Origin of the sequence: Nocardiopsis eucommiae (assembly GCF_965344335.1) — a bacterium.
GTDB classification, from domain to species: domain Bacteria; phylum Actinomycetota; class Actinomycetes; order Streptosporangiales; family Streptosporangiaceae; genus Nocardiopsis; species Nocardiopsis eucommiae.
In genome coordinates this window covers 131,952-148,402 of the sequence record NZ_CBDRIY010000007.1, presented here as the reverse complement: position 1 = coordinate 148,402, position 16,451 = coordinate 131,952, and the positions used below count along the sequence as shown (strand labels likewise).

9 protein-coding genes are annotated in these 16,451 nt (G+C 64.3%); 4 read left to right on the top strand and 5 right to left on the bottom strand.

Annotated features, from left to right (window positions below; translation table 11 throughout):
- Positions 1-1,094: 1,094 nt before the first annotated feature.
- A complete protein-coding gene (gene pglW / locus ACRWK8_RS06445) occupies positions 1,095-5,381 on the top strand; it encodes a BREX system serine/threonine kinase PglW (RefSeq protein WP_431868917.1) in 4,287 nt (1,428 codons plus the stop codon).
- A gap of 265 nt (positions 5,382-5,646) precedes the next feature.
- Here pglW and ACRWK8_RS06440 read toward each other — a convergent pair whose 3' ends face one another.
- The 5 genes from ACRWK8_RS06440 to ACRWK8_RS06420 form a co-directional block, all read right to left on the bottom strand.
- The gene (locus ACRWK8_RS06440; RefSeq protein ID WP_431868915.1) at positions 5,647-8,085 is read right to left on the bottom strand and encodes an ATP-binding protein; all 2,439 of its coding nucleotides are present in this window, start codon (positions 8,083-8,085) and stop codon (positions 5,647-5,649) included.
- The gene (locus tag ACRWK8_RS06435) at positions 8,075-8,686 is read right to left on the bottom strand and encodes a DUF6879 family protein (protein WP_431868913.1); all 612 of its coding nucleotides are present in this window, start codon (positions 8,684-8,686) and stop codon (positions 8,075-8,077) included. The genes ACRWK8_RS06440 and ACRWK8_RS06435 overlap by 11 nt, the downstream gene beginning before the upstream one ends.
- Complete coding sequence (locus tag ACRWK8_RS06430; RefSeq protein ID WP_431868911.1) at positions 8,679-8,948, bottom strand: hypothetical protein; 270 nt, start codon at positions 8,946-8,948, stop codon at positions 8,679-8,681. Before ACRWK8_RS06430 ends, ACRWK8_RS06435 begins: the two co-directional genes overlap by 8 nt.
- A gap of 975 nt (positions 8,949-9,923) precedes the next feature.
- Positions 9,924-10,106, bottom strand: a complete 183-nt coding sequence (locus tag ACRWK8_RS06425; RefSeq protein WP_431868909.1) for a DUF397 domain-containing protein — start codon at positions 10,104-10,106, stop codon at positions 9,924-9,926.
- 2 nt (positions 10,107-10,108) lie between these two features.
- Complete coding sequence (locus ACRWK8_RS06420; RefSeq protein ID WP_431868907.1) at positions 10,109-10,963, bottom strand: DUF5753 domain-containing protein; 855 nt, start codon at positions 10,961-10,963, stop codon at positions 10,109-10,111.
- Between the two features lie 238 nt (positions 10,964-11,201).
- Here ACRWK8_RS06420 and ACRWK8_RS06415 point away from each other — a divergent pair, with 238 nt between their 5' ends.
- From ACRWK8_RS06415 to pglX, 3 genes are all read left to right on the top strand, one after another.
- Entirely contained in the window at positions 11,202-11,768 is a 567-nt protein-coding gene (locus tag ACRWK8_RS06415; RefSeq protein WP_431868905.1) for an ATP-binding protein, read from the top strand.
- 106 nt (positions 11,769-11,874) lie between these two features.
- Entirely contained in the window at positions 11,875-12,207 is a 333-nt protein-coding gene (locus tag ACRWK8_RS06410; RefSeq protein WP_431868903.1) for a hypothetical protein, read from the top strand.
- 155 nt (positions 12,208-12,362) lie between these two features.
- Positions 12,363-16,082, top strand: coding sequence for a BREX-2 system adenine-specific DNA-methyltransferase PglX (gene pglX / locus ACRWK8_RS06405; protein ID WP_431868901.1), 3,720 nt, complete (start codon positions 12,363-12,365; stop codon positions 16,080-16,082).
- Positions 16,083-16,451 lie beyond the last annotated feature (369 nt).

Sequence of the window (16,451 nt, the reverse complement as noted above, 5' to 3'; positions counted from 1 at the left end):
GAAGGCCCAACCCTCGGACGCCCTTGAGAGAGCTGGGCCTCCCGCCTCTGCTCTTTCGTGGGTAGCAGATGCTCGAGAAGGTTGTGGGGGTTGGCGACGAGGGGCTGTCCTCGCTGGACCGAGACAGGAACTCTGACACGATGCTGCACCAGACGTGTGCCTCTGTGACGCTTTTCAATGTGACTTCTGAGCCAACGATGGAGATGGCATCGCTTGTCACCTTGCTAACGAACTTCTCCTGGGCTTCTCTCGTTTGCGCGCTACTTCGGAGGCTGGCTTCCGCTAGCTTGACGAACGTAGCGTGCAGAGCCTCATCGACCAGGAGGGTCTCCAACCAGGTGGCACCCTTTCTCTTGTTGAGGGCAAGTGTGGAGATCTCGCTCTGAGTGGGGACGTTGCGGGCTGGACGAGTCCGAGTGCCTACATCGCGCGCATCCTTGTGGAATCCTCCGAAGACTTCCTGGAGGCTTTCACGTAGTGACTCGTATTCAGCAGAATCCGAGCATCGTGCCGCTCGTATGAGCAGATTCTTCTAGTGGCCTGCCCCACGGCAGTGGCAATGGCAGTTTGCCTGCTCGGCGTTCTCACATGAGGCGTTGTGGGGGGGGTCCGTCATCTGGCTCCGTATTTGATTACGTGCTCGGTGATCTACGACAACGAAAGCGTGATCAGTGAACTTCGCAGGAATCAGGTCCCGCCGCGAAGATTTCTAAGTCGGTCGAGGTGGCCTTGGGTTGACGATGGGCACGATTGTCACCCGTGGGTGTAGGCACAGAATCAGCTGCTGGGGTTCCCCTTCGGGTTTCTGCTTTCACTCTTCCCCCTTGCTCCCCAGCGTGCACAGGAATGACCGGTAGCGGCCACGGAGGAAACCACCCATGGTTCTGGATTGACGGTGAGTTTCTTGAGTTACGGCTCGGTCAAGGGCAGCTTTGTCCAGCGCTCTCAGGATCTGCTGGCCCGGCTGACGTCGACCCTCACCCCAGGGCCGAGGTGTGGATGGGCAGACCCCAAGGACAACCCCTGCTGTCTCACGGGAGTCCTATGCTGGGCGGGCAGTCGCGCGTCGCAGAACCGGACAGGGAGCGGATCGGATGTCGAACCGGTGGTGGGGAAAGCCCTCGGAGTTCCCCTGGGAGCAGGCCGCGCTGGAGCACATCCGGGAACGGTTCCCGACCACCGGCAACTACCGTGCCTGGGCCGGATTCACCTTCACCGCGCGCAACGAGCGCATCCGCGAGTGCGACCTGTTCGCAGTCACGCCCACCGGTGCCTACCTCATCGAGATCAAGAGTCACCCCGGGCACGCCACCAACCAGGGCAGTGAGTGGACCTTCGTCGACCGTGACCGGCGTCGTCGGACCATCAGCAACCCCCTGCACCTGAACGACCTCAAGGCCAAGGAACTGAAGAACCGCCTGCAGTGGGCGGTGAACAAGCTCGGTCTGCGCAACGTGCGGATCCCCTTCATCGAGGCGGGGGTGTTCCTCTCCGACCCCGATCTGCGATGTGAGTTCGACGAGGTCCAGGCCGCCCACGTCTACGGCCGCGACGGACTCGAGAAGCAGACCGGCCTGCCCGGGGTGTCGGACGGGCTGATCAACACCCCCCACAGCAAGGTCGACCCGGGATTCCTCAAACACGTGACCCGCCTGATGGAGACCATCGGCATCACGCCCATGGACCGCGCCCTCAAACTGGGGGAGTACACCCTGGAGAAGCGGTCCTTCGACAGCGGACCCACCTGGACCGACTTCAAGGCCAAGCACGAGCGCCTCGGCGGACTCAGCCGCGTGCGCCTTTACCACTACGGTGAGGACGCGAGCGAGGACGAACGCCGCTCCGTCGAGCGCGCGGCCAAACGCGAGTACATGTCCCTGGAGGGGATCTCGCACGAGGGCATCGTCAAGGCCGAGTACTACGGGCTCATCGAGGAGGGCGGCACTGACCTCGGTCCGGCGATCGCCTTCCGGCACCACAAGTCCTGGCAGCGCCTGGACCACTTCATGGCCGAACACGGCGAGGGCCTGGACGTCGACACCCGCATGGTGATGGTCCGCCAACTCGCTGAAGCGGTCAACCACGCCCACCGCAACCGGCTCTACCACCGGGCCCTGGCGGCCCGCAGCGTGTGGGTGGAGATGGACGGCAGCTACCCCCGCCTGTACATCGCCGACTGGCAGGTGGCCTCCAGGGAGAGCCTGCGCCTACGGGGTAACCGCACCTCGCATGCCGCATCCAGCACTGGAGCCACCGAGCACCTGGACGCTGCCCTGGGAGGTCGAGCCCTCGCCGCGCACGTGGAGAAGGCCGCGGCCGCGTACCTGGCCCCCGAGTTCCCCGACTACGCGGGACGGGCGGCCGCCCAGGACCTGTTCGGCCTGGGAGCCCTGACCTACCTGATCTTCACCGGGCGGCCTCCTGCCAGAGACCGTGCCGAGCTCAGTCAAACCATTCAGCAGCACGAGTGCCTCACCCCGGCGGCGGTCAGCGACGACATCGTCCCGCAGCTGGACACCCTGGTGCGGGAGTCGACGCAGCGCTCCCCGAACGACCGGCTGGCCACCGTGCAGGCGTTCCTGCGCGGACTCGACGAGGTCGAGGAACGCCTGACCCTGCCCGAGGTCACCACCGACCCGCTCGAAGCCCGGACGGGGGACGAGGTCACCCCGGGATGGGAGGTGCGCGAGATCCTGGGTAAGGGGGCCACCTCCCGGGCGCTGCTGATGCGCAACCAGGCGGCCGGGCGCGAGATCGTCTACAAGGTGGCGCTGAACACCGGATCCGCGGCGGCCGCTCTGCGCAGTGAGGCCAAGACCCTGCGCGAGGTGGGCGCTCATCCGCGGATCGTGGACATGGCCGCCACCGAGAAGGGGGCCGACCCCGGCCTGGAGGAGATCGGGGAACGCACCGTCCTGGTCCTGGAGCGCGCCGGACAGAAGACCCTCTCCGACTTCCTGGGTGAGGAGGGTGCGCTCACCAGCGGTGAGCTGCACACCTTCGGCCAGCACCTGTTCGAGGCGCTGGAGCACCTGGAGGAGAGGGCCGTCCTGCACCGGGACATCAAACCCGCCAACCTGGGGGTGGCGCAGACCCGTAAGAAGGCGCGCGCCCTGGTGCTGTTCGACTTCTCGCTGTCCAAGGCTCCGCTGACCCACACCTCGGCCGGAACCCGGGGCTACCTCGACCCCTTCCTCGGTGAGAGCCGCCCCTACGACGACTTCGCCGAGCGCTACGCGGCGGCGGTGACCCTGCACGAGATGGCCACCGGTGAACTGCCGCTCTGGGACGAGGACGGAGTCTCTCCCGAGTTCCTCGGTGAGGACGTCGAGGTCCCCCGTCTCACGGAGGAGGCCTTCCCCAAGCAGAGCCGTGCCGCTCTGGTGGACTTCTTCCACCGTGCCCTGCACCGGGACCTCGCCAAGCGCTTCGCCTCCCTCGCGGACATGCGCACGGCGTGGCAGGCCTCCTTCCATGCCGCGCCCCCCGCTGAAGCGGCGCAGGACACGGAGGAGACCCGTCGGCGCAACATGGAGAGCGCCACGGTGGAGACCCCTCTCCACCTCGCGGGCCTTACCCCCCTCGCGGTGGACACCGCCCAGCGGATTCTGCGCTGCGAGACCGTCGGTCAGCTCCTGCGCACCCCGGTCCGGGACATCACACACATGCGGGGCAGCACGCGAGGGATCCGCAACGAACTCAGCAGTGCCACGGCCTACTGGCGCAAGAGTCTGGACGTGGCCGAGTACGCCGTCCCGGCCAAGGCCAAACTGCCCAGCGGCGCCGATGAAGAGACCAAGCGCAACGCCCTGCTCGACCAGGTGATTCGTCAGCTGCTGCCCAACACGACCGAGGCCAACCGCTGGTGGGTCCGGGTGGTACGTGAGCTGCTGGGCACGCCCGAGGGCAAGAAGGGTCTCCTGGACTGGTGGCCCACCCGGCGCGAGATCGCCGACCGGCTCTCCCTGCCCCAGGAACGGGTCGAGGAGGCGCTGCAGGAGGCCTTCGCACACTGGGCGAAGAACGCCTCTCTGATGGGTTCGGTCCGCGACGACGTCACGGACATCCTGGACCGCAACAACCGGCTCCGCGAAGTGCGCCAGATCGCCTCCGAACTGCTGTCCATGCGTGGTTCCACCCTGGAGACGGAGGAGCGCTCGGTGTACGCGCTCGCCGCGGTGCGGGCAGTGGTGGAGTGCGAGGAACAGCGGACCGAACAGCGCTTCGTGGCGCGGCGCTACCCGCGCCGGGTGATCGTTGCTCGGGTCATCGACAACGACCCCCTGGTCCCAGTCGAGGGTGACCTGTTCGACTACGCCGAATCCCTCGGTGAGCGCGCTGACGAACTCGTGGCTCTCGGCGGCTCCGACGCCCTACCTGGTCCCGGTACGGTGCGGGAGGCCCTGCGCGGAACGGAGTCGCCGGAGGGCATGAAGCCTCTCCCCGACACCGCGTTGGTGCAGATCGCCGCGGCAGCGTCGGAACGCGCGGCGGCGACCCCGCGACTGGAGCTGTACCCGGTCGACCTCGACCTCGAGCGGGCCCTGCGCATCACCCAGGCCATCGGCTATCTGGGCAAACCCGGGATCACCCCGGAGCAGATCAGCGACCGGGTGCGTTCGCGCTTCCCCGCACTGCCCGCGCCGAGCCGAAAGCAGCTGCACGCGCTGCTCAAGCACCGCCACCCCAAACTCCGTGAAGAGCGGGTCGGCGACACCGTCTGCTGGTATCTGGAGCCGGAGTTCACCACCTACCAGCCCTCGACCCACACCGGACACCACCACGAGCTGGACCAGGTGGGTACCGCGTCCCTGCAGGCCTGGCAGCGACTGGAGCAGGCGGTCCAGCGGGGCGGCTACCGGGCGCTCAAGACCTGGCTGCCCGACACCGAGCGCTCAGCTCGGATGCTCACGCGTATGCCGGGCACCGTTCCCCTCGACGTCTCGACCGAGTTCGTCCGCGTGGTCGACGAGGTCATGGAGGCCAAGGGCAGGGGACTGACCTGGGAGCACTTGGCCAAGGCCGACAACAGTGAGCCCCGGCCCAGGCCCTTCGAGACCCTGCTCCAGGAGGTGTTCCAGCGCCTGGGAGAGAGGGTGCGCACTGCCAGTGCGGAATCACCCGCCGGTAGTGGTGTGGTGGTGCTGTACCGGGCGACACCCCTGGCCCGGTACGAGGCGGGCCGGTCCCTCCTGGGCCGCCTGATCCAGGAGGCTCGCGAGGCCGACCGTGCCCCGTACGGCCTGTGGCTGCTGTGCCCCATGCGGGGTCCGCAGACCCCGGCCACGCTGGACGGCCAGCCCGCCGGCATCATCGCTGACTCCGAGCAGGTTCTGCTGCCAAGAGGCTTCACCGCCCCGGAGGGGTCGCTGGTCGGGTAGCCCGTGACACACGCCGTCACCCCTCTCCACGGGGTGGCGGCGTTTTGCGTCGTTGCGAACCTTCCCCGCGGCCGAAACGCTGTTCATTGAAGACCTGCAAGTTGCAGGCTGTTCACATGCTGCGGAGTGCTGAGGATCCGCCTGATGAAGGAACGCGAATAGGTCCTTGAGTGCCTAGCCGCTTCCCGGACTCCAGGAGTTTCTAGGTTCCCCGACGAACCATCCTTGCGCAGTGCTCGGCAAGGTCCGGCGCCTCAGCGCTTGGTCAGCCATCGGTCGCACTGCTGATACGGGTGATGATTTCTTCGCGGAGGCGCTCGGCCCTGGGGTCGGCGAAGTCCTGGAGAGCTTCCACGGCCTCGTGCCAGTGCGCCTGGGCGGGTTCAGGGGCGCCATCGTCGGCCATGACCGTGGCCAGGCGGTCCAGGCAGACCGCCAGGTTCCAGCGGGCGCCGTCGCGGCGGTAGCCGTTGGCGGCCTGGCGGTAGAAGCGGGCCGCCTCGTCCAGGCGGCCGAGGGACTGGTAGATCCCGCCCACACCCTCGAAGGACTCGGACTCGCGGACGTGCTCACCCATCGATCGGTGCAGGCTGGCCGCCTCGTGGAAATGGTCGAGCGCTTCCTCCGGCCGGTTGAGTATCGCGTAGGCGCGGCCGAGCTCCAGGTGAGCGAAACCCTCGTACGTGGTGAGGTCGAGATCGTGGGCGATCTCCAGGGTTCTCTGCGTCAGAGACAGGGCCAGATCGGCCTGACCCGCTTCTCGCCAGGCTGTGCTCAGGGCGGTGAGACAGGCGAACTCGCTGGTCCTGTCCCCGGTCTCCCGGTGGATCGCCAGAGCGTGGTCGGCCAGCGCCACCGCTTCCTCCCATCGCCCCAGTTCCAGGAGGCAGCGGACCAGGTTCCCCATGGCGATCCCCTCCCACAGGCGGTTTCCGAGTCCTCGGGCCGCAGCGAGGGAACGCTCGAAGTTCTCGCGTGCATGGACGAGCCTGCGGCCGCGTTGCTGAGCCAGGGCGAGGGCGTTCAGGGACATGAGGACCCCGTGTTCGTCACCCAGTTCCCGCCTCAGTTCCAGGGCACGTGTGTGGTGCTCGATACCTGCCTCGAACCGGTTGGCCTGGAGGTGGGCTATGCCGAGGTTCTCCCAGAGGTCGGATTCGGCCCGAGGGTGGTGTTCTGTGCGTAGGGCCCTCAAGCCGTGGTCGAGCATCCTGATCCAGGGTTCGCCGTAGACGGGGAAATGCCCCAGCACGTGGGGGAACCGCCAGGTGAGGTCGGTGAAGTCGTGCTCGGCAGCCGTCTGTGCCGCGGCTCTCAGGTTCGGTTCCTCCAGCTCGAACCAGCGGAGCGCGTCCGAGTTGTCGGAGAGAACCGGCCCCGAGGACGGAGCAGTGAGGACCTCGTCCGGCTCCGGGCGGCGCAGGTTGGAGTCCACGGTGAGAGCCGCGGAGTAGGCCGTGCGCAGATACCAGGTCAGGAGTCGCTTCAGGGCTGCTGTTCGGTCTTTGGCAGCCTCCTCGTCGCGTACCTGGTCCATTGCGTAGGAGCGAATCAGGTCGTGGAACCGGTAGCGGTCCGTGCCGGTCTGCTCCAGCAGGTGCGCACCGACGAGCGTGTCCAGCGAGCGTCGGGCCCGGCGCACCGGAAGGTCGGCGAGTGCGGCCGCGGCGTCGGTGCCGAAGTCCCTTCCTGGGTGCAGGCCCAGGAGCCGGAACAGGCGTGCCGCGTCCGGAGGCAGGACCCGGTAGGACCAGGCGAAGACGGAACGGACGGTGTCCGCCTCCTCCTCGTCATCGGTGGCCAACGCGTCCCACAGTCCGGACTCGTCGCGCAGGTCCTGGATGAGGTCGGCCAGGGGCATGTGCGGACGGCTGGCCGCACGTTCGGCCGCGATGCGCAGGGCCAACGGAAGTTGTCCGCACAGGCGTGCGAGTTCGGCGATCTCTCTCGGGTCATCCTTGGGGCGGTGCTGTACGGTCACGTACTCGAGGAGTTCCACCGCCTGTTCCGTGTCCAGGGTGCGCACGGTGAGACGCTGTGCCCCGTTTCTGGCGACCAGCCCGGACAGCCGGTCCCTGCTGGTGATGACGACCGCGCTGTCGGCGGAGCCGGGCAGGAGCGGGCGCACCTGGGCGGCGTTGGCCGCGTTGTCCAGCAGGATCAGCACCCGCTTCTCCGCCAGGTACGAGCGGTACAGGGCGGACCGACTGTCGGTGTCGGGTGGGAGTGAGTCTGCGGTGACGCCGAAGGCCCGGAGGAACCGCTCCAACACCTGGTTCGCTGGCAGGGGCAGCCCTGGACCGTACCCCTGGAGGTCGACGTAGAGCTGTCCGTCGGGAAAGCGGCCGCGGACCCGGTGTGCCCAGCGCAGTGCCAGGGCGGTCTTCCCCACCCCGGCGGTGCCGACGATGACGTGCATCGCCGCCTCTGCTCGCCCGCCGGACTCCTGACCGGTACCGGGCATGTGGTTGCTGAGTAGCTCGAGCTCACCGGTGCGGTTCACGAATCCGCGCACGTCCGCGGGGAGCTGTCGCGGTACCGGGGCACCGGAGCTCTCCTGGCCGTCCCCGTGGAAGTGCACTCCACCACGGACGTCCCGAGCCTGGATCGCTCGTCCGGAGACACCCGACATCCGTGACTGGTGGCCGCTGGTCGAACCCTCCTCGGGTTCCTCGCCCGGAAGAGGCGTGTGCTCATCGAGCACGGGGCGTTCCCACTTCGGCCACCTCGCGGACGAAGTAGTCCTCCACGGGTTCGGCCCGCTCGTGCAGGGCGGCGATTTCGGACCGGCACTGTTCGAGGAGAGCGTGGTCGGTATAGCGAACCGCTCCCTCGGCCTCTCCGTGAGCGTCGTAGAGGATCCGGTAGGTCACCTCCTCACCGAGAATGACGATCTCCGGGACGGGGCCTTCCTGTTCGAAGGCGGAGAGCGCCTCCGGGGTGATGACACGGATGTCCTCGCCGCACTGGGCTCGGATCCGTGCGGAGTGCAGCTCCCACAGCAGGTAGGTCGACAAGGGCTGCTCGACGACCCGAACCCGCCGGACCCGGCACGCGGCCTGGGCCAGACCTTCGAACATCTGGCGTAGCGCGGGACGATCAGCCTCCATCAGCTGAAGGGACTCCTCCCGGCGGCCCTGGAGGAAGGCCATCCAGCTCTCGCTCTCCGGCTCGTGGAACTCCTGCTGCCGTTCGAGTTTCCAGACGTCGGCGTTGCTGAGCGATCGGAAGCGGTCTCCGAAGTCATCGCCGTACTCGGAGAGACTCAGGTGGTCGCCGGGGAAGGAGCTGACGGAGTCAAGCATCTGCGATGTCCGATTTCGCTGAGACGAGTGTGGAACGGGGGATGATGACCAGCCGTTCGTCTTCTGCGATAGCCACACCATCAGGGAGGCGTGGAGCGTAGGAATCAGTGAGATCACGACCTATGACCGCGATGTCCCCGTTGTCGAGCTCCCAGATGTCCGGGCATTTGTCGATGTTGTTGGAATTGCCGAGTTCGGCCGGTGAGGCTCCGAGCCTGCGCTTCATTTCCGCTGAAGAGTCCGCTTCCCAAGGGTCTGCCATGGGTTCCCCTCTCGCGCGCTCCGGCATGGGGGTGAGCGCGCTGCAAGCAAAATAACATGCCTCGGTCGTGGGCCGAGAGTGGATTTGGTGAGGGAGATCCATGATTGGTTTCGCCGTGGTGGCAGGGCCTTCGGCTCTCGCCAGACAGCCGGTCGACTCCGGGGAACCAGCAGCTCATGGCGAGATGCGGGACTGGAGCGTGAACGGTTGATGTCCGGTTCCCTTGGGTGGCCTGGGCCGGACGAGGTGGGAGATCCCTGAAAGTCTCCGTAGGTCCTTGAGTGCTTCTGCGGAGTGGTCACCAGCGTGGGTCTGAAGTCTTTCTGTCCGCAGTTCAGGAGACTGATCGGTTGCGATGCTGTCAGGGCCGGAGTAAGCGACAAGAATCCCGATGTGGGGAGTTTGCGCGATCGGTCAAATATGGGCTGAAAGCACTGGGCGCAGCGGGGGTCAATCGCCCGTGCGTGCGTCCGGTGCTGGATCGCGCTTAGCGCTTCCCCCTGGGATTCGGAGGATCTTCGGTCAGTCGCGTTGGAGCGTGGTCCCCTCGACGTCGCGGGGGGAGTGGTGCACCAGCTTTTCGCCGGTGTGGCGGAGGGTGGCGATCTCCGCGCGGCATCTCGCGGTGGGGCGCGGCCAGTGAACCGATCGCCCTCCAGGTACGCACGCTGCTCGTCGTACCGGCTCGTCTACGCCACCGTCTCCTAGCGGGAAGACCTCGGGAACCTGACCACTGTGCCTGCCTCGCGAGCGGTGCCAGGGATGCCCCGGATCCCAGCAGAGATGACTGGTGGTTCCCCTGGGTGTTCGTATTGCCGCTCGCGGGAGATCAGCGCGAGAGCTCGGCGTCGAGCTGACTGATCGTCGACGGGAGGTGGAGTCGCGCTATCGTCGGCGCTCAGGGGGACCGTGGCTGCGAGAAACAGCGTGGTGGCCGACTGGACTGTGTCCCTCGACCACCACGTGACCCTGAGGTCAGCTCTGGGAGGTGCGGGCCGATGTCAGGAAGGCGGACCACTCGGCACCGGGGAAGGGGATGTGTCCCTTGGCGGGGTTCTCTGAATCCCTGAGAGCTGCGCCCCTGGGTAGGTCCGCGACCTCGACGCAGTTCTCACCAGCTCCGCTGTAGCTGCTCTTATGAAATACGAGGTCAGTCACGATCAATCCCTCATCGACTCAGCAACGTCATGCACGAAGTCTATGGTTTCGGCCACTGTAAGAGCAGCGCTGCTTGCTTCACGCCACATGGCATCGTATCGGCGGATCTCTTCCAGATCCTCCACATACAGGGTGGACGTGGGTGTTTCGGAGTACCCGATGGTGGGGTCGTTGGACTCCGGGAACTCCATGATCTGGAAGCTGCCCAGGTTGGCAGCGTGCAGGCCTGCGGAGAACGGGAGCACCTGGATCGCGATGTTGGATCGTGTCGCCATCTCCACGAGGTGGTGCAACTGTTCCCGCATGTTCGAGGCATCACCAGAGTGCCTTCGTAGAGCACCCTCATCGATGACAGCTGCATACTCCGGAGGGTGAAGGCGGTTCAGGATCTCCTGACGCTCCATGCGCGCCTGGATGTGGCGTTGGATGCGCTCCTCTGAGTAGGCGTTGGCACCCAGGAACACACCTCTCGTATACCCGGGGGTCTGCAACAGCCCCGGGATGACCTGCGCCTCGTAGACGCGAATGAACGAGGCCTCCACCTCGAAGGACGGCAGTCCCGCTGGGCTGAAGACGTCCTTGTACTTGGACCACCAGCCCGGCTCAGCCGCATCCTTGGCGAGCTGGTGCATACCCTCCCAGGCGCTCTTGTCTACCTGGTAGATCTCCGCGAGAGAGTCGATGTGGGCAGGTCGAATGCGTTTGAGCGAGGCCGTCTCCATTTTGCCCAGGGTTGCTCGCGGAACACCTGACTTCCTGGCAGCGATGTCGAGAGTCTCACCGGATTCCGCACGAAGGTCACGCAGGATGCGGGCAAGGCGGCGACGCCTGATGGTTGGGCTGAAGGAGGGCTTCATGAAGGCAATCTATCAAAATTTTCCGGAGATTCTCCAGAGAGCTTGACTCCAGAGAATCTCCAGAACATGATGATGTTGTAGCCAGTGACTGAGACCTCACAGACAGTCCACAGGATCTCTGGCACTCAGGCTACGTCGTGCCCCTTTCCCTCCGCAGGGAAAACGTGAAGGTCATCGGCCTTGCGGGCACTCCCTCGACCCACATGCAGCTTCCCTCTGTGTCAGGAGTCCGTTCGTCATGCCCTTGCTCGCCCCCGTACCCCCGATGGCACAGGTGACTATCGCCCTCCACGAGCTGGTGCCCCACTCCTACCGGCACTACTTCAACGGCCGCCCGGACCGCCCCTACTACCGGACCCGCCGCTATGACTTCGGCGCCTCCCCGCTCTTCCTCCCACTGGTCCGCGCCTTCCTGAACACCTGCGCCGCCGAACAGAGCCCCGACTACCGCTACCTCTTCACCCTCATCGGCTCCGAACTCGCCAGCAACGCCCTCAAACACTCCCGCTCCGGCCTGCCCGGACGCTCCTACCGGCTCCTGTGCGAACGCCACCGCGACGGACTACGCGTCATCTGCCGCGACGACGGAGTGGCCACCGACCGCAGGATCGACTACAGGGAACGCCACCACCTCACCACCGACCCCGGCGGACTGGACCCCACCAGCGACTCCGGACGCGGACTGGCCATGATCGACGCACTGGCCACCGACTGGGGCGACAACGGCCGACCCAGCCACCGCGAAGTCTGGGGCTTCCTCGCCTACGACCTCCACGGCAGCGCCTGGCCCCACCTGACCCACTAGAGCCCCAACGCACACGCGAAAAAGGGCCCAGGAAAGCGCGCCAACGCTTCCCGGGCCCCCACACAACCCCGAATTCCAGACCTAGCGAAGTCAGAAAGCAGGATCAGTGACGCATCCTATCCCCGCACCCCGACAGCCCTACACTCCCGGCACTCTCCTGCGCCACACCTCCATGACCGGACCGGCCTGCGCCTCCTGCGCCCACCGCTCCTGCCGCGACCGCCGCGCCGAGCACCTGCCCCGCCTGGGCGGACACCTGGCCGAGTACCGCACCGAACACGACCTCGCCGCCTCACTCCAGGCCCGCAACCCGCACCTGATCATCTGGTACGGAGAGCGCACCGGCTCCTACTGGATCGCCAACCCCACCGGCCTCACCGAGGTCCCCGACGCCCCCACTCTCACCCGGCTCCTGCCGCACCTCGTCGAACTCTGGTAACCCTGCCGATCGAAGACGGTGGTGGACCTCCATGCCTAGATGTCCACCACCGTCACACAGTGGTGATCACGATCGAGGATGCCGGTGTGACCAAGGTGCTCCACGCGTGACAATGGAGAGGTACCCCGTCCCTCTCGTTGTGGTTGGAGCCCCCCGTGGTCGATCAGGCGGCGCTGTTGAAGGACCTGCAAGAGCAGGTGAAGTTGTTGGAGGACGACCTACGCGAACGCGGTCAGGACCCGACAGCAATCAAGGGAACCGACTCCACGGGAGAGCCTGAGACCTTCGATGCCTCCCTCAAGCGCGAGTACCAGCGTGCGCGGGACGCCGAGCGTACGGCTGTCACCGAGGCGGAGTGGCGCGAGGGTCAGATCACCCAGGCCGCAGTGGCGTGGGTGCTGTCCACGGTCTTCTTGCGCTTTTGCGAGGACAACGGACTTCTTGAGCAACCGTTCATCGCAGGTCCGAAGGATGAGCGTGACCGGTACGGCGTCGCCCAGGAGCTGAAGGAGGCATGGGTTCTCCAAGGACGGAGCGAGAACCCCGATGCTCCCGAGCGAACTGACCGTGACTGGCTGGAGCATGCCTTCGAACAGATGAGCGTCTCCTCGGTCATGGCGGGACTCTTCGACAAGCGGCACAACCCCATGTGGACCATTACCCCGTCCCACTCGGCCGCCAAGCAGATCATCGACTTCTGGCGTGCCGTGGGCGAAGACGGCCACTTGGTCCATGACTTCACAGACTCCGAGTGGAACACCCGTTTCCTGGGGGACCTCTACCAGGATCTATCTGAGGCGACTCGGAAGAAGTACGCGCTGCTCCAGACCCCGGAGTTCGTCGAGGAGTTCATCCTCGACTACACCCTGGAACCAGCGATCGAGGAGTTTGGCCTCGACGGTAACCGGATCTACCAGCATCAGGAGAGCGATGGTTTCCGCCTGATCGACCCGACCTGCGGGTCGGGTCACTTCTTGCTAGGCGCGTTCCGTCGACTGCTTAACAAGTGGCGCGAGGCTGAGCCGGGTACTTCGGACTGGGATCTGATCAGTCGCAGCCTGCGCAGCGTCCATGGAGTGGATAAGAACCCGTACGCCGTGGCCATCGCACGCTTCCGCCTCCTCATCGCTGCGATGAAGGAGGGAGGAATTGACGTTCTGGGAATGGGGGCTCCAGAGTGGCCGATTATTGTCGGAATCGGAGACTCTCTGATTCATGGGCGTGATGTTCCGGGGGCCAGGGACGAGCTGTTCACGGTAGGGGAATCTCACCGATATTCGACTGAGGATTATCACCAATTCTCAAACGAGCATGACTTGCTAGGCGCACACAGCTACCACCTGGTCGTGGGTAATCCTCCGTATATCGCAGTAAAAGATAGCCACGAGAGGGTGGAGTATCGAAAGCGGTACTCGGCTTGCTCTGGGGCTTATGCGCTCTCTGTTCCTTTTGCGCAGAGGTTTTTCAACCTCGCGAAGCGTGGATCTGGAGGGATTCACAATTCTGGATTCGTGGGCCAGATTACCGCCAATTCTTTCATGAAGCGGGAGTTCGGGAAAAGGCTGGTTGAAGATTTCTTCAGGAATGAAGCAAGGCTCACTCATGTGATCGACACTTCGGGTGCCTATATTCCAGGCCATGGAACACCGACTGTCATCCTGGTGGGGCGGAATGCGAGGAATTCTCATAAATCCAGAATTCGTTCGATTCTCGGTGTTCGAGGCGAGCCAGATCAGCCGAAAAGTGCAGCCGAAGGAGTTGTATGGAATGCGATAACTCGACAGGTTGACAATCCGGGCAGTGAATCCGAATGGGTAAGCTGCACTGACCAGTCGTGGGATCGATTTAGTTCACATCCCTGGAGTCTTTCTGGCGGAGGGGCTCCCGGGGTGATGAAAATCATCTCATCTGCGAGCTCGAAGAGTGTCGGGGATATTACTGAAGGAGTTGGCTTCTGCGCTGTTACGCGTTTGGATGATGCGTACATGGTGGGTGCGAACAAACTGACTCGATCTGGTTTTCGTCCAGAACGAACTGGCCGACTCGTGGGGGGTGAAGATGTCAGGGATTGGTCTTGCGCTGGAGGGGTCCATTCTGTTTTTCCTTATGCCGTTGATGACGGCAAGATTAGGGCGGATCTGGCCGCAGGGGAAAAACAGGTCCTTTGGCCTTCGCGGTCCTTGCTCAGGGGGAGAAAGGCCCTTTCTGGATTTCAAGAAGATATTGGTCTAACTTGGTTTGAGTATTCGGGCATGAATGAGCGGAGATTCCTGTCTGAATTCTTGATCGCCTTCGGTGAAGTGTCGACGCATAACAATTTTGCGTTGGGGCGAAATGGTGCTGTATTTACTAGGACGTCCCCAGTAATTAGTTTCTCGGATGACTGCGGGATCGAGAAGTGTCTTGGTCTTCTGGGTGTTCTGAACTCTTCTGCTATATGTTTCTGGTTGAAGCAGGTCTGTCATGACAAGGGTAATAGGGGTGGAGAGAGGTCTACGGGAAGATGGGGGTGGGAAAAATTCTATCAGTTCAACAGTACTCGCGTAGCGGAGATCCCTATTCCTGCGACCCTTCCGACTGTATGGGCTGCTGAAATCGACAAGCTTTCCGTTGAATTGGCTGTGCTTGATTCGGAAATGGAGTTCGGTGAAAACGTGCCGAGGGTATCGTCACTTCGGAAAAATTATCTTGATTATGCTAAGGTGCGTAGTCGGATGATTTCGCTCCAAGAGGAGCTGGATTGGGATGTTTATAGTCGATTTAATCTCGTTGATGAAGGCGCGGAGTCCGTCCTTCTTGATGCTTCGTTGGTTCCGGATATTAAGTTGGGGGAGCGTTCTTTCGAGATTGTCCTGGCGCGAGCCTTGCATTCGGTCGAAGGCTCTAAAGAGTGGTTTAAGCGTCATGGCTCTACGCCCATCACTGAGATCCCCGAACACTGGCCGGACGCCTACAAGAAGGTCGTCGCTAAGCGCATCGAACTCATCGAGTCGGACAAGAACATCAACCTCCTCGAACGTCCCGAGTACAAGCGGCGTTGGCAGTCCGAGCCCTGGGAGAAGAAACAGAAGGCGGCACTCAAGTCCTGGCTTCTGGACAAGTGCGAAGACCGGCGTCTCTGGTTCAACACCGATGACTACGGGGACGAGCGGGCCCACCCGCTCTCACTTCGCGCCCTGGCCAACCGTGTCCGGGACCTGTTCCCCGAGGTAGCTGAAGTCGCTGCGCTCTACGACTCCAGCAAGGATTTCGGTGAGGTCATCGAGGAGATCGTCAAAACCGAGCACGTTCCCTACCTCGCCGCCCTCCGCTACAAGGACACCGGTCTGCGCAAGCGTGCCGACTGGGAGCAGGTGTGGGACCTCCAGCGTGAGGAGGACAAGCTCAACGCCGATCTCGCGGAGGGGGAGAAGGAACACCGCCTCGACATCCCCGTCCCGCCCAAGTACACGTCCGCTGACTTCCGTCGAAACGAGTACTGGTCCAACCGCGGAAAGCTCGACGTACCCAAGGAGCGGTTCGTCTCCTACCCGGGTGCGGAGACGGACACAGACTCGACCCTCCTCCTCGGTTGGGCCGGGTGGGACCACGCCGAGCAAGCGGACGCGCTCGGAACCCTGGCCCATGAGCGCCTCGACGAACTCGGCTGGGGCAAGGACGAGGACACCCGCGACAAGATGGTTCCGCTTCTCGCGGGGATGCTCGAGCTGCTTCCCTGGGTCCAGCAGTGGCACACCGAAGCCGACGAGTACGGCGAGACCCCTGCCGACCACCTCAGGGCGGACCTCGCCGAACTGCGTGACACCACCGGCATCACCGAGTCGGAGATGAAGGCCTGGCGTCCGCCATCCACCCGAGGGCGCAAGAAGGCCTGATCTCCAGCTCCTCCCGTTCAACGTTGCCGAGCGTCCCCACTCCACGGCCGGAGACCGCCCGCTGGTCTCCGGTCCGGGAACGGACAGCACCCCTCAACTCGCGCCCATCCCTTGGACGCGGCGTGCTCACGCCGCCGCTCCTGTGGGTAAGCAGTGGGTTGAAACCGTATGACAACCCGAATCCCACCCCGTTCGTCACATCAGTGCCCCAACCATGCTTCCAACACAGCAAGACGAACCTCCCCCAGTACCTCGCCCTTCACCGCTCCACCGCACAGGGTGTTCCTGTCCTCACCCGGACTTAGGCTGGAACCCCGGCCCAGAATCGGGAACCGTGCGCCCCACCGGACGCCCCAGCGCCCGGCGTGT